Origin of the sequence: Clostridium moutaii, from assembly GCF_041205085.1 — a bacterium.
GTDB lineage: Bacteria > Bacillota > Clostridia > Clostridiales > Clostridiaceae > Clostridium_B > Clostridium_B moutaii.
Genome location: NZ_JBGEWD010000001.1, coordinates 359,475 through 374,591, shown reverse-complemented (window position 1 = coordinate 374,591; position 15,117 = coordinate 359,475). Strand labels below are relative to the sequence as shown.

General features: G+C 32.3%; 15 protein-coding genes. All 15 read left to right on the top strand.

The genetic code is table 11. The features are described 5' to 3' along the window. Window position 1: 1 nt before the first annotated feature. Window positions 2–1,153, top strand: a complete 1,152-nt coding sequence (gene hemW, locus AB8U03_RS01965; protein ID WP_369702845.1) for a radical SAM family heme chaperone HemW — start codon at window positions 2–4, stop codon at window positions 1,151–1,153. 189 nt (window positions 1,154–1,342) lie between these two features. Then, window positions 1,343–2,383 carry a heat-inducible transcriptional repressor HrcA gene (gene hrcA, locus AB8U03_RS01960; protein WP_369702844.1) on the top strand — a complete coding sequence of 347 codons (1,041 nt, stop codon included), beginning with the start codon at window positions 1,343–1,345 and terminating at the stop codon, window positions 2,381–2,383. An 88-nt stretch (window positions 2,384–2,471) separates the two neighbouring features. Next, the gene (gene grpE, locus AB8U03_RS01955) at window positions 2,472–3,203 is read left to right on the top strand and encodes a nucleotide exchange factor GrpE (protein ID WP_369702843.1); all 732 of its coding nucleotides are present in this window, start codon (window positions 2,472–2,474) and stop codon (window positions 3,201–3,203) included. Window positions 3,204–3,267: 64 nt separating this feature from the next. Next, window positions 3,268–5,148 carry a molecular chaperone DnaK gene (gene dnaK, locus AB8U03_RS01950; RefSeq protein ID WP_369702842.1) on the top strand — a complete coding sequence of 627 codons (1,881 nt, stop codon included), beginning with the start codon at window positions 3,268–3,270 and terminating at the stop codon, window positions 5,146–5,148. Window positions 5,149–5,287: 139 nt separating this feature from the next. After that, a complete protein-coding gene (gene dnaJ / locus AB8U03_RS01945) occupies window positions 5,288–6,430 on the top strand; it encodes a molecular chaperone DnaJ (protein WP_369702841.1) in 1,143 nt (380 codons plus the stop codon). 90 nt (window positions 6,431–6,520) lie between these two features. Beyond that, window positions 6,521–7,462, top strand: a complete 942-nt coding sequence (gene prmA, locus AB8U03_RS01940) for a 50S ribosomal protein L11 methyltransferase (RefSeq protein ID WP_369702840.1) — start codon at window positions 6,521–6,523, stop codon at window positions 7,460–7,462. A gap of 1 nt (window position 7,463) precedes the next feature. Then, the gene (locus AB8U03_RS01935) at window positions 7,464–8,219 is read left to right on the top strand and encodes a 16S rRNA (uracil(1498)-N(3))-methyltransferase (RefSeq protein ID WP_369702839.1); all 756 of its coding nucleotides are present in this window, start codon (window positions 7,464–7,466) and stop codon (window positions 8,217–8,219) included. An 87-nt stretch (window positions 8,220–8,306) separates the two neighbouring features. Continuing rightward, entirely contained in the window at window positions 8,307–9,611 is a 1,305-nt protein-coding gene (gene mtaB, locus AB8U03_RS01930) for a tRNA (N(6)-L-threonylcarbamoyladenosine(37)-C(2))-methylthiotransferase MtaB (protein WP_369703021.1), read from the top strand. Window positions 9,612–9,669: 58 nt separating this feature from the next. Continuing rightward, entirely contained in the window at window positions 9,670–10,014 is a 345-nt protein-coding gene (locus AB8U03_RS01925) for a histidine triad nucleotide-binding protein (RefSeq protein WP_369702838.1), read from the top strand. A 179-nt stretch (window positions 10,015–10,193) separates the two neighbouring features. After that, a complete protein-coding gene (rpsU, locus tag AB8U03_RS01920; protein WP_007061146.1) occupies window positions 10,194–10,370 on the top strand; it encodes a 30S ribosomal protein S21 in 177 nt (58 codons plus the stop codon). A gap of 28 nt (window positions 10,371–10,398) precedes the next feature. Next, window positions 10,399–10,848 carry a GatB/YqeY domain-containing protein gene (locus tag AB8U03_RS01915; RefSeq protein ID WP_369702837.1) on the top strand — a complete coding sequence of 150 codons (450 nt, stop codon included), beginning with the start codon at window positions 10,399–10,401 and terminating at the stop codon, window positions 10,846–10,848. A 191-nt stretch (window positions 10,849–11,039) separates the two neighbouring features. After that, window positions 11,040–11,309: a sporulation protein YqfC gene (gene yqfC / locus AB8U03_RS01910; protein WP_369703020.1), complete on the top strand. Its 270-nt coding sequence runs from the start codon at window positions 11,040–11,042 to the stop codon at window positions 11,307–11,309. After that, window positions 11,296–12,468, top strand: coding sequence for a sporulation protein YqfD (gene yqfD, locus AB8U03_RS01905; protein WP_369702836.1), 1,173 nt, complete (start codon window positions 11,296–11,298; stop codon window positions 12,466–12,468). The genes yqfC and yqfD overlap by 14 nt, the downstream gene beginning before the upstream one ends. 40 nt (window positions 12,469–12,508) lie before the next feature. Next, entirely contained in the window at window positions 12,509–14,605 is a 2,097-nt protein-coding gene (locus AB8U03_RS01900) for an HD family phosphohydrolase (protein WP_369702835.1), read from the top strand. Next, window positions 14,602–15,096 (top strand): rRNA maturation RNase YbeY, encoded by a 495-nt coding sequence (ybeY, locus tag AB8U03_RS01895; protein ID WP_369702834.1) that lies wholly within the window; start codon window positions 14,602–14,604, stop codon window positions 15,094–15,096. Before AB8U03_RS01900 ends, ybeY begins: the two co-directional genes overlap by 4 nt. Window positions 15,097–15,117: the final 21 nt, after the last annotated feature.

Here is a 15,117-nt window from a genome sequence, read left to right as displayed (position 1 = left end):
TATGCACAGCATTGAAAAGACAACTATAGAGGAATCAGCATCTCTATATATACATATACCTTTCTGTAAAAAAAAATGTCTTTATTGCGATTTCCCGTCCTATAGTGGCAAGGAAGAATTTATGTGGAACTATTCAAAAGCGTTGGCTAAAGATATAGGTCTTATAGGAGATAGAACTATAAAGACCATATTTATAGGTGGGGGCACTCCTACCTATTTATCATTAAAAGCATGGAATAATATATATAAGGCTGTGAAAAAATTAAATGTAGAAGATAATTTGGAATTTACAGTAGAAGGGAATCCAGGTACATTTACAGAAACAAAATTAAGCTTTTTGAAAGGGATGGGAGTCAACAGATTGAGTATAGGGCTTCAAGCCTGGCAGAATTTTATGCTTGAGAGAATAGGCAGAATCCACACTATAGGTGATTTCTTAGAGGGATATAAAATGGCAAGAAAATTAGGCTTTTCAAATATAAATGTAGATCTTATGTTTGGACTTCCAGGTCAGACTTTAAAAGATTGGAAGGAATCCTTGAAAAATGTAGTGAAACTGGAGCCGGAGCATATATCCTGCTACAGCCTTATAATAGAGAAAGGCACTGCTTTTTACAATATGTACAAAAACAATGAATTAATACTTCCAGGAGAAGAAGAAGAAAGACAGATGTATGATTTTGCACTGGAGTTTCTTTCTGAAAATGGATACAATCAGTATGAAATATCCAACTTTTCTAAAAATAGCAGTGAGTGTAGGCATAACCTGGTATACTGGAATTTGGAGCCTTATATAGGTTGTGGAGTCAGTGCCCATTCTTATATAGATGGGTATAGATATAGAAATACATCGGATATAGAAGAATATATTTTAGAAGGCATCCAGGGAAAATTCATGAAATTGGATAAACATAAGAATTCGATTTGTGATGATATGGAGGAATTTATGTTTATGGGTCTTAGAAAGATAAATGGAATTTCCATGAGAAACTTCAAATATAGATTTGATAGAGATATTTATTCAGTGTATGGCAGCATAATAAATAAATATATAAAAAAAGGAATATTGGTAGTGGATGGAGATAGAATGTATTTAAATAAGAGGGGAATAGAAGTATCTAACAGTGTGATGTGTGAATTTATATTGACCTAATATTAATTGTATTAGATATTTTGAGTAAACTTGAGAAAACATTATGAATTTGAGTATAAACCATATAAACTATACTGTTTGTTCAAATAATATAGTTTATATGGTGTTGACAAAAAAAATTATGAGTGATATTTTTTAATCATAGCATTAGCACTCAACAGTAATGAGTGCTAATAAAGAGGTGATATTATGGAAATGGATGAAAGAAAAATAAGAATACTTCAGGCAATAGTAAATAATTATATAAATAGTGCCGAGCCTGTTGGATCCAGAACCATAGCTAAAAAATATGACTTGGGGGTAAGTTCTGCAACTATAAGAAATGAAATGTCAGATCTTGAAGAAATGGGTTATTTAGAGCAGCTTCATAGTTCTTCAGGGAGGATACCCTCCAATAAAGGGTATAGGTTGTATGTAGATAAATTGATGCAGATACCAAATTTGAGTCCAGAAGAAATGCATATAATAAAAAGCCAAATTATAAATAACGCTTTATTTGAAGTTGATAAAATAATAAAGCAAGCTATTTACCTTTTGTCAGAGCTTACAAGACTTACTTCTATAGTTAGAGCGCCTTCTGTAAAAAAAGGTCATATAAGGCATATACAGTTGGTAAATATAGAATCTAACAGCAATATTTTATTAGTACTTATAATCGACAGTGGGATTATAAAGAATAATTTTATAAAAATTAAGAAAACTATTTCCGATAATATTCTTATTAAATTGAGTAATATATTGAATTCCAGATTAAAAAATTTATGTGCTGATGATATAGATTTAGAAATTATAAGTAATCTTAAGTTAGCTTTAAAGGGATACGAGGATATAGTCGATGAAATAATTTATGTTTTATATGATAGATTGAACGATGTAGATAATTCAGAGATATATATGCAGGGAGCTACAAATATATTTGATTATCCAGAATATAAGGATATAGAAAAGGCAAGAGAATTTTTATCCATGTTGGATAATAAGGATAAGGTAAGTAGTTTATTAAACAGTGCTTCAAGTATTTCAGTAAAAATAGGCAGTGAGAATTATATAGAAGGTGCAGAAGATTGCAGTGTAATATCTGCAGTATACAGTTTAAATGAAAAACCAATAGGAGAAATTGGTGTAATAGGACCTACAAGAATGCCTTATTCCAAGGTCATATCCGTATTGGCAAATGTGGTAAAAGAAATGAATTATATTTTAAGTCATGCTTATTCTGATGGAAAATAGAAAAAATTGTTTTAAAGTCAGACAATGGTTTGGCAAAGTTTAATTTATGTAAATAGCAATAAAATGTTGGATTGGAGGAAATGTCTAAATGTTAAAAGATGAGGATATGGATGCACAGAATATTAAAAAAGAATGTGCTGAAAAGGAAAATAGTTGTTGTGGAGAAGATAAAAACTCTGTAAAAGATGAAAAAGTTGATTTAGATGAAGAATTACAAAAATCTGATAAGGAAAATGTAAAAGATGAAACAGAAGTAGATTATGAAGAAAAAGCAGATGATGAAACAGAAGTAAAAGATGATGGAAATAATGAAAAAGAAGATGAACTTAAAGAGAAAAGAATAAATCTCCAAAAAGAATTAAAAAAAGAGAATTTTAAGTTGAAGGATGAAAACAATAAAATTATGAATGAAATTAAAGCTCTTAAAGATAGACTTTCCAGAACCAAAGCAGAGTATGACAATTTTAGAAAAAGAACATCGAAAGAAAAGGAAGGCATTTATTCTGATGCATGTAAAGATATATTGAAGGAAGTTTTACCTGTATTGGATAATTTGGAAAGGGCAGTGAAAGTAGAGGGAAATGCAGAGGATTTAAAAAAGGGTGTAGAAATGACAGTGAAACAATTTAATACTGCACTTGAAAAATTGAATGTGGAGGAAATCCCTTCTGAAGGGAAATTTAATCCTAATGTTCATAATGCAGTTATGCATATAGAAGATGATAGTTATGATAAAAATTTCATAGTAGAAGTATTTCAAAAGGGATACAAAAGAGATGACAAAATAATAAGGTACAGCATGGTGAAAGTAGCAAATTAAGTTTAAATAAAGAAAATGTTACTAAGATAATTTCAACCGAGTTAAATTTAGGAGGTAAGTTAACATGTCAAAAATAATAGGTATTGATTTAGGAACAACAAATTCCTGCGTTGCAGTTATGGAAGGTGGAGATCCAGTAGTTATAGCAAATTCTGAAGGTTCAAGAACCACTCCATCAGTAGTGTCCTTCCAGGCAAATGGTGAAAGATTAGTAGGTCAAGTAGCTAAAAGGCAGTCAATAACAAATCCAGATAGAACTATAATGTCAATAAAAAGACAGATGGGAACAGACCATAAGGTAGATATAGATGGAAAAAAATATACACCACAGGAAATATCATCCATGATACTTCAAAAAATAAAGGCGGATGCCGAAGCTTATTTAGGAGAACCTGTAACTGAAGCAGTTATAACTGTACCAGCATATTTTAATGATAGTCAAAGGCAGGCAACTAAAGATGCAGGAAAAATAGCAGGACTTAATGTTCGTAGGATAATAAATGAGCCTACAGCTGCATCTCTTGCTTATGGAATGGATAAAATGAACACAAATCAAAAAATATTTGTATATGATCTAGGTGGAGGTACTTTTGATGTATCCATACTAGAACTTGGTGATGGTGTATTTGAGGTTAAAGCCACAAATGGAGATACACACCTTGGTGGAGATGATTTTGACCAAAAGGTAATAGATTATATAGCAGATACTTTTAAGGCTCAAAATGGAATAGATTTGAGAAATGATAAAATGGCACTTCAGAGATTAAAAGAAGCAGCTGAAAAAGCAAAAATCGAGTTATCATCTTCTACACAGACAAATATAAATTTACCATTTATTACAGCAGATGCCAATGGGCCAAAGCACATAGACATAAATTTAACCAGGGCTAAATTCAATGAATTAACTGAAGACTTGGTCAAGAGAACTATAGAACCTATGAGAAAGGCATTAAATGATGCAGGAATTACCATAAATGATATAAATAAAATTATATTAGTAGGAGGTTCTACAAGAATACCAGCTGTTCAAGAAGCAGTTAAAGACTTTACAGGTAAAGAGCCATCCAAAGGAGTTAACCCAGATGAATGTGTAGCAGTAGGAGCAGCTATTCAGGCAGGAGTATTGACTGGAGATGTAAAAGATGTATTATTGCTTGATGTAACACCACTTACTCTTGGAATTGAAACTTTAGGTGGGGTCGCAACTCCGCTTATCAATAGAAATACTACAATACCAGCTAAAAAGAGCCAGACATTTTCCACTGCAGCAGATAATCAGACTTCTGTTGAGATTCATGTAGTTCAAGGTGAAAGACAGATGGCAGCTGATGATAAGACTCTTGGAAGATTTACTCTTTCAGGTATAGCTCCGGCTCCACGAGGAATTCCTCAAATTGAAGTTACATTTGATATAGACGCCAATGGTATAGTAAATGTATCAGCTAAAGATAGAGCAACTGGAAAAGAAGCAAATATCACAATTACAGCTTCCACTAATTTAAGCGATGATGAAATAGATAAGGCTGTAAAAGAAGCAGAAAAATTTGAAGAACAGGATAAAAAGAGAAAAGAATCCATAGAAATTAAAAACAATGCAGATCAAAGCGTATATCAAACGGAAAAAACATTAAAGGATCTGGGTGATAAAGTTTCAAGTGAAGATAAGAAAAATGTAGAGGAAAAAGTAGAAGCTGTTAAAAAAATAAAAGACGGTGATGACTTGGAGGCAATAAAGAAAGCTACTGAAGATTTAACTCAGGCGCTGTATGGAGTTACATCTAAAATATACAGCCAGAATGCTCAAGCAGGTCAGAATCCGGGAGCAGGGCAAAACCCGGGAGCAGGACAAAATCCGGGAACAGGTGCTGGAGCTGAAGGCGGAGCAGAAAATAAAAAAGATGATAATGTAGTTGATGCAGACTATAAGGTAGACGATGATAAATAATATTTTCTCTTCACGATTATATAATAAGTGTGTATAATAGTAATAGTTAAGGGATGAGTTTTTGCTCTTCCCTTAATTTAAGTAAAAAACCAGATTTGAATTAATAATACTTTCGTTTTAGGTGGTGAAAAATAGAAAAATGGCCAAAAAAGATTATTATGAAATACTCGGCCTTAAAAAGGGTGCCAGTGATGATGACATAAAAAAAGCATTTAGAAAATTAGCACTGAAGTATCACCCTGATAGAAATCAAGGAAATAAAGAAGCTGAAGAGAAATTTAAGGAAATAAATGAAGCTTATCAGATATTATCAGATCCACAAAAAAAATCTCAATACGATCAGTTTGGTACGGCTGATTTTAATGGAGGTTCAGGATTTGAAGGAGGATTCGGCGGCTTTGATTTTTCTGATATGGGCGGCTTTGGAGATATATTTGATTCTTTCTTTGGAGGAGGATTTTCTTCAGGAAGAAAGAGAAGAAATGGCCCGGAAAAAGGTGCTGATCTTGAATATACTTTAAATTTAACCTTTGAGCAGGCAGTTTTTGGTGTGGAAAAAGAAATATCTATAACTAGAAATGAAAAATGTAGTACTTGTAATGGAACGGGTGCCAAAAAGGGAACACACCCACATACTTGTGATAAATGTGGTGGAACAGGACAGATTAGGACTCAAAGAAACACTCCTCTTGGAAATTTTGTCACTATGAGTACCTGTGACAAATGTGGTGGGAAAGGTACTATTATATCGGATCCATGTCCGGAATGTAAGGGCAGGGGAACTGTGAGAAAACGTAGGAATATAAAAGTAAAAGTCCCAGCGGGTGTTGATAATGGTAACATAATTCCTATAAGAGGACAAGGCGAGCAGGGAAAAAATGGAGGCAATCCAGGTGATCTTTATATAAATATAAGGGTGTCATCTCATTCTAAATTTAAAAGAAGTGGATTTGATATCTATTTAGATGCCCATGTTAGCTTTGGAAAAGTTACACTTGGAACAAGTATAAAGGTGCCAACTATAGATGGAGATGTAAAATATGAAGTCCCAGCAGGGACTCAGCCAGGAACTGTATTTAGACTTAGGGGCAAGGGCGTTCCTAAGGTCAATGGCAGAGGCAGAGGGGATCAATATGTAAAGATAATTGTGGATGTGCCTAAGAATCTGAATGAAAGGCAAAAGGAAGCTATCATCACGTTTATGGAGGCAAGTGGAGAGATTCCTGCAGGCGGAACCGGAAGAAAATCATTTATGGATAAATTTAAACATGGATTTAAATGATCTTGATACTGACAGTATCTAATATAGGTGCTGTCAGTATAATTATAATATTTAATATATCATCTGAAATTTTGATATGGGAGGAAGCATATGAACAAGGAATGGATAGAGGTTGCCATTGTCACCAGCAGTGAGGCGGTAGAAGCAGTTTCAGGAATATTATATAATACTGGAGTTCAGGGTATATCTATAGAAGATCCAGAGGATATTGAATTTGAAAAGAAACGTCCTGAAGATTGGGATTATTTTGATGAAAGCTTGTTGAAAATAAAAGATGGAGCAGTGGTAAAAGGGTATTACAAGCAGGATGAAAATCTTAACAGATATTTACAATATATAAAAGATGGAATAAATAACTTGGATAATTTTGGAATAGATAAAGGAAAAGGTCTTATTACTGTAGCTAAAATTAATGAAGAAGATTGGGAAAACAACTGGAAACAATATTATAAACCATATAGAGCTGGCAATAGAGTTGTGGTAAAGCCCATATGGGAGGAATATGATGCCAAAGAGAACGATGTGGTAGTTCAGCTTGATCCAGGCATGGCTTTTGGAACGGGTACTCACGAAACTACTAGAATGTGTATAAAGGCCCTGGAGGAATATGTTGAATTGAATTCCACGGTGTTTGACATAGGTACAGGTTCTGGAATATTGGCTATAACTGCAGCAAAACTTGGAGCAAAACAAGTTACAGCTGTGGACTTAAATAGCGTAGCTGTGGAATCAGCTTTAAAAAACAGAGAATATAATAATGTGAAAAATGTAGAGATACTTCAGGGAAACCTTATGGAAGCAGTTCATGGAAAAGCAGATATAGTGGTTGCCAATATAATTGCAGATGTTATAATATCTTTAACTGAAGAGGTAAAAGGCTTTTTAGTTCCTGAAGGAATATTTATATCCTCGGGTATAATAAAAGATAGAAAAGAAGATGTAATTGAAAAATTAAATAATAGTGGATTTGAAATAAAAGAAGTTAATGAAGATGGAGAATGGGTATGTATAGTGGCAAAAAGGATGATATAAAATGAATAAGTTTTTTGTACCAGAACAGGATATGCACTTTGATACAGTTTTTATTAAGGGCGATGATGTAAAACATATAAATAAAGTCCTCAGACTTCAATGTGGAGATAAAGTAAATATAAATAACTGTAATGGTAGAGAATTTTTAGGAATAATAGATAAAATAGAAAAGGAAAAGGTTACTGTAAAGATTTTAGAGGAACTTAAGTTGTGCAATGAAAGTCCAGTTGAGATGTATCTATTTCAAGGATTGCCCAAGTCAAGCAAGATGGATTTAATTGTACAAAAAGCTACTGAAATAGGAGCTTGTGAAATAACCCCTGTCATTACCAAAAGGGTGGTGGTTAAAGGTGATTTTACCCAATTTAAAAAGGTTGATAGATGGAATAAAATTGCAAGAGAAGCCTGTAAGCAATGTAAGAGAAGTAAAATACCCGTAGTAGATGCTCCTGTTGATTTTGAAAAGCTTTTACAGGGTTTAAATTCCATGGATTTAATTATAGTTCCTTATGAAAATGAAAAGAACATGGGGATAAAGAAAACAATTGACTCCATAGAGAATAAGGATCTTATAAAAAAAGTTGCTGTAGTAATTGGACCTGAAGGCGGATTTGAAGAAGAAGAGATAGAACTTCTGAAAGGCATAAATTCTCATATAGTGACATTGGGTCCGAGAATATTTAGAACTGAAACTGCAGGATTTGTTTCTTTAGCACTTCTCATGTATGAATTAGGAGATTTAGGAGGTATTTATTAGGTGAATATAATTGATAGTGAAAAAGTTGATCTATCTCTTGACGATGAAGAGTTTTTTCACACCTACGGTCATAAAAAAACAGTGGGGATGTTTACTCTTGGATGCAGGGTGAATCAATATGAAACTGAAGCTATGGCGGAAAAATTTATAGCTGAGGGCTATGACATCGTGAACTTTGATGATTATGCGGATTTATATGTAATAAATACCTGCACTGTAACCAATATGGGAGATAAAAAATCCAGACAGATGATACATAGGGCCAGGAGAAAAAACAATAATGCACTTATAGCTGTAGTAGGATGTTATTCTCAAATTTCACCGGGAAAGGTGTCTAAGATAGAAGGGGTAAATGTTGTTTTAGGTACTAGAAATAAAGGTGATATAGTATATTGGGTAAAAAAGGCATGCCGTGAGCGGCATAAAATAATGGAAGTCAATGAAGTACTTAAAAATAAAGTATTCGAAGATTTAAATATAGATAAATATCAGCATAGAACAAGAGCTTTCTTGAAAATACAGGACGGATGCAATAGATTTTGCTCTTACTGCTTAATTCCTTTTGCAAGGGGAGCAGTATGCAGTAAATCACCACATAAAATTATGGAGGAAGTAAAAAGACTTGCACATAATGACTTCAAGGAAATAATACTCTCAGGTATACATATTGCCTCTTACGGTATGGATATGGAGGAAGATTGGGATCTGGTGAGAGTATTAGAAGAGATAGATAGGGTGGAAGGTATTGAGAGAGTTAGAATTGGATCCATAGAACCTAAATTCTTTACAGAAGATGTTATAGAAAGAATAAAAAAATTAAAAAAATTGTGCCCACATTTTCATCTTTCTCTTCAAAGCGGATGTAATGAAACTTTAAAGAGAATGAACAGGGATTATACAACTTCAGAATATGAAGAGATAGTTGAAAAGCTTAGAAATGAAATAGAAGATGTATCCATAACTACAGATGTTATAGTGGGATTTCCAGGAGAGACAGAAGAAGAATTTAACAAAACTTATAATTTTTTAAACAAAATAAGACTTTCTAAAATTCATGTTTTCAAATACAGCCCCAGAAAGGGGACCAAAGCTGCAAATATGAGGGGACAAATAGATGGCAATATAAAAGAAGAGAGAAGCAATAAAATTATAGAGCTGGATAAAAAATTGGAAAAACAGTTTATGAATAAATTTTTAGGGAAGAATATGGATGTGTTTTATGAAGGAAAATTTGGTGAAAATGATACTCGTTATGAAGGATATACCCCCAATTATATAAAAGTAGTATCAACGTCAGAATGTTATGAGGATTTAGAAGGTAAAATTTTGTGTACTCAACTGGAAGGTATACAAGATGAATATATTTATGGAAAAATAAAAAGTTTTAGTTAAGTTGAGAAGGATATTTTGTACTAATTATTGAATAACTACTGTTAAGGAGGTGATGACTATGGAAGAATGCATTTTCTGCAAAATAATAAAAGGTGAAATACCAGCTGAAAAAGTATATGAAGATGATATGGTGTTAAGCTTTAAGGATATAGAACCAGGTGCTCCGGTACATGTGCTTATAATACCAAAAAAGCACATAAGGAGTATAAACGATCTTACTGAAGAAGATTCCAGCATTATTGCTCACATATATTTAGTTGCAAAACAAATTGCAGATAAATTGGGATTGTCAGAGAGAGGATATAGGATTGTAACCAACTGTGGTGAAGAAGCAGGGCAGACAGTGCCTCATATTCATTTCCATTTATTAGGCGGTAGAATATTTAAATGGCCACCAGGCTAAAAATTTCCCAAAAGATCTTATATATGATGGTTTTAGTAAGATAATAGTAAATATAGGCCCAATGAAATTGTTGACAGTGTCCAAAGATCTATTGTATAATATGCTATGTGCTATTTGACCCATGTTAACTGTATTTAATTTTTAAAATTAGATTGAGCTAGCGGAGGGAGGGAGATAATATGTCAGAAATAAAAGTTGGAGAAAATGAAACTATAGAAAGTGCATTGAGAAGATTTAAAAGAAAATGTGCTAGAGCTGGTGTTCTTTCAGAAGTCAGAAAAAGAGAACATTATGAAAAACCAAGTGTAAAGAGAAAGAAAAAATCAGAAGCTGCAAGAAAGAGAAAGTTTAAATAGAATTTTTTGAAAGAGGGTACTAAGTAATATGTCTCTTAAAGAAAAGTTGCAAGAAGACTGGAAGCATGCTTTAAAGTCAGGTGATAAGCTTAAGGCAAGTACTGTAAGTATGGTCAAAGCTGCTATTTTATTAGTGGAAAAAGCTGATGGGAAAAAACTTGACGATGATGAGAAGATTATAGATATAATATCCAAAGAAGTAAAGCAGAGACGTGAATCTATACTTGAATTTGAAAAAGGCAATAGGCAGGATTTAATAGATAAAACAAAATCCGAAATAGAGATCTTGTTAAAATACCTTCCTCAGCAGTTAAGTAAAGAGGATATTTCCGAAGTTGTTCGGAAAGCAGTTAATGAAGTGGGCGCACAGAGTATAAAAGACATGAAAAAAGTTATGGCGATTGTAATGCCTGAAACCAGAGGCAGGGCAGATGGCAAACTTGTAAGTCAAATAGTAAAACAATATTTAAATAAATAAAAAGGTTGAGATTATATCTCAACCTTTTTTTAATGTCAAAAATTTAAATAGTTCATGGCTTTAAGTAATTTATCATATATGTATTTCATAAATTAGTAGAGGTAGGTTAATAATTATATCTATATATTTTTCAATATATGAATTTGTAAAACGGTATATAAATTCTTAGAGGTGATATTGTGAAAAATAAAATGAACAACACAAAACAAAACATTGCAGATAAACTAGATTTGCCAAGAGATATAATTTTGAATATGCCTCAAATTAAAGTCATGGGGAACAATGAAATAATAATAGAAAATCATAAGGGTATTATATTATTTGAGGATAGTCAGATAAAAATTAATTCAGGTATAGGATTGATATCCATATATGGAAGTAAATTTGAAGTGCTTTTTATAGGTGGGAGCACTATAACTGTAGGAGGAAGGTTTAAATCTATAGTTTATGAGGGGAACTGATAAATTTACATTTAAAAATTATAAGAATGGAATAATTTTAATTGAGATACAATCACTTATACCTGAAAAGTTTATCAATCTTATGTGGAAAAATGATGTTTATATAAAAAATATTAAAAAGAAAAGTATTACCACTATGACTATGGAGATAAATTTAAGAGATTATGGCAAGATAGAAAATATAGCTAAGAAAACTGAAACCAGGATAAAAATAATTAAAAGAAGGGGTATTACTTTTTTTATAATTAAACTTAAAAGGAAAATAACTTTAGCAGCAGGAGTAATTTTATTTGTTGTAACAATATATTATCTGTCTACATTTATATGGAGTATAAAAATAGATTCTGATGAAGGTCTGCCGCCTTATATAATAAGACAGCAGCTTAAATCTTACGGGATAAGGCCTGGTACTAGTAAAGACAAAATAAATGTATATAAAATAGAACAGGATCTTATGAAAAATAATGATGACATAATGTGGGTGAAAGTAAGGCTGCAGGGCTCTGAATTAAACATAAGCGCAGTAGAGAAAAAATCTCCACCAAACATAGTTACGGATAATACGCCCTGTAATTTAGTGGCTAAAAGAGATGGTAAAGTGTTGAGAGTGTACACTACACTAGGAACACCTATTGTAAAAGTTGGAGATGAGGTAAAAAAAGGTCAAATGCTTGTGAAAGGGGAGCAGGGACTGGAAAGCTCCATTTACAGCGTACATGCTACAGGATATGTTATATGCAGGACTATATATGAAGATAGCGCTGTTGTAAAAATAGATAATGTAAAAAACATCAGGACAGGTAAAAAAATAGATAATTATTATATTAATTTGGGAGGCAAAAAGCTATATTTTAAAAAAGATAATAATAAATTTAATAAGTATGATAAAATAGAGGAAAGTAAATTTATTTTTGGAAGGGAAACTTATTTTGAAGTTAAAAAAGTTGTAGTGAAGGGAAATGCTCAGGCAGTAGTGAAGGATACAGGGGAAAAACTTTATAAAAATATATGCTCTAATTTGGATAAATCCATAAAGGTTGTAGATAAGACGGTTACTTATGAAGCTGGTGAATCTTATAAAGTTAAAGTTCAGGTTATGGCAGAAGAAAATATAGCCGTTTCAGATGAAGTTAAAGGTGAAGGGCAACAGTTGAACTAAAGTGAATTTATAGAGTAGTAAAAACAAAGGGTGATTTTAATTGAAAAAATTGTCATTGAAGAAGATTTTTTTAAAGAAAAAGACTAGTAGAATAATTATTTTTATCATAAGTTTTGTATTTATTTATTCTTTGCTGGCATCAGGATTTACAACCCAAAAATACAATTTAACAGAAGGTGATATTGCAAAAGTTGATATAAAGTCACCTAGGGAAGTTAAAGATGAATTGTCTACAGAAACAAGGATACAACAAGCAGTGGATGCTGTTCCAATTCAATATAATAAAAATCCGGAGGTTAAAACAGAGAGCATAAATAAACTAAATGACTTTTTTTCTAAAGTATCTCAGATAAGAGATTCTCAATTGGATGAAAAGGGAAAATTGCAAAAATTGAAGAGTGAAAATAATATAGGTTTAAGCGATGATGATTACCTGGCTGTACTAGGACTTGGCAAGGATGATGCAAAACAGCTTCAGGATTTTTTACAAAAAACCATAGCGGGTATGTATGATGACAACAATATAAGCGATAACACCCAGAAAGATAATCAAGGGGACATTAAGAAAGCTCAGCAAAGCATATTGTTAAAAGTAAGTACTTCAAATCTAAATAAGAATTTAAGGGAATTGGCCACTGATATAGGATTTTCTCAAATTTCGCCTAACTTTTTTTATGACAAGGACAAGACTGATGAACTGAGAAAAGAAGCAGAAAAAAAAGTTTTACCTATCATGATAAAAAAAGATCAGACTATAGTAAAAGAAGGGGAGCCTGTAACTAAATATCAGATAAAGATATTAAAAGATTTGGGACTTTTAAATAACAGTCCGTATTTTCAATGGCATATCTATTTTCCCTTAGCCTTATTGACACTTTTAATACTGGCTATTCAGTGGATTTATTTATATAGATATCACAGGAAGATTTATGAAGATGATAAAATGCTTATAATGGTAAATACACTTAGCTTTTTAAGTATACTTTTATCTAGAACCATTGATCTGGCTTCACCCTTTTTAATACCCCTTGCATTTGGACCCATGATAATGACACTGCTTTTAGATCATAAAGTATCACTAGCTTTAAATGTGTTAAATTGTGTTTTTATAAGTGCAGCAGTAGAATTCAGTCCGGATATAACTATATTGGCTCTTCTAAATACAGTAGTGGGGGCTACCATACTTAAAAAGATGCAGCAGAGAAACGATATATTGTTTGCTTCCTTGTATATGCTTATTATAAATGTCATACTTACTTTTTCAATGGGCTTTTTACTCAGCAATAATATATTAGATGTAGCTAAAAAGGGAGCCTTTGCGGGAATTGCCAGTATAATTTCAGGAATACTGGTTATAGGATTTCTTCCCTTATTCGAGGGGGTATTTAGTATAGTTACCACTATAAAACTTTTAGAGCTTTCAAATCCCAACAATCCTCTACTAAAAAGACTTCTGATAGAAGCACCGGGAACATATCACCATAGTATATTAGTTGGAAATTTGGCGGAAGTAGCTGCAGAAAAGGTTGGAGGAAATCCACTTTTAGCTAGAGTTGCTGCTTATTACCATGATATTGGCAAAATAAAAAGACCCTATTTTTTTAAGGAAAATCAGCTGGGGAAAGATAACCCTCACAATAAGTTAACTCCTAATCTGAGTACTTTGATAATAATATCCCATGTTAAAGATGGAATTGAAATGGCAGATGAATATAAACTGCCTAAATTAATAAAGGATATTATAGAACAGCATCATGGTACGTCCCTTGTAAAATATTTTTATTTAACTATGAAAAATTTAAGCAAGGATCCGGAAGATGTAAATGAAGAGGAATTTAAATATCCAGGCCCTATACCAGAAACTAAAGAAGCAGGCATAATAATGCTGGCTGATGGTGTAGAAGCTGCTGTAAGATCCATTGGTGAAACTGATAAGGGTAAAATTCAAGGAATGGTAAACAATATAATAAAGGACAGATTAGATACGGGTCAGCTTGATAATTGTGATTTAACTTTAAAAGACATAAATAAAATTAAAAATGCATTTTTTAAGGTTTTGGTTGGAATATATCATCATAGGATAGAGTACCCATCTGATAAATTTATGAATAAGTTAAAACAGGAGGATAAAAAGTGATTTTTTTGGATAATAGGCAGGATAAAATAGAAGTCACGGAGGAATTGGAAAAGGCTATCAAAAATATTATAGAATATGCCCTAAGGGATGAAAAGGTGGATTTACCCTGTGAGGTAAGTGTAATTTTTGTAGATAATGATAATATAAAAGATATAAACAGGGAAAATAGAAATATAGATAAGGTAACGGATGTGTTGTCTTTTCCGATGCTGGAATATCCGAAGGGCAGGGTATTTAAAGATGTTTATATCCATCATGAGTTTCAGCCCAGTGATATGGATGATGGAAATTTAGTATTGGGTGATATAGCTGTTTCCCTTGAAAAAGCAGAAGAACAAAGCAAAGAATTTGAACATTCATTTTTAAGAGAGGTATGTTATTTGACAGTGCATTCCGTACTTCATCTTTTGGGATATGATCATATGGAAGAAAATGATAAAAAGGTTATGAGAAAGAGAGAAGAGGAAATATTACAGAAGTTTAAGCTTTAAAAATGTGATCTTAAATTCTGT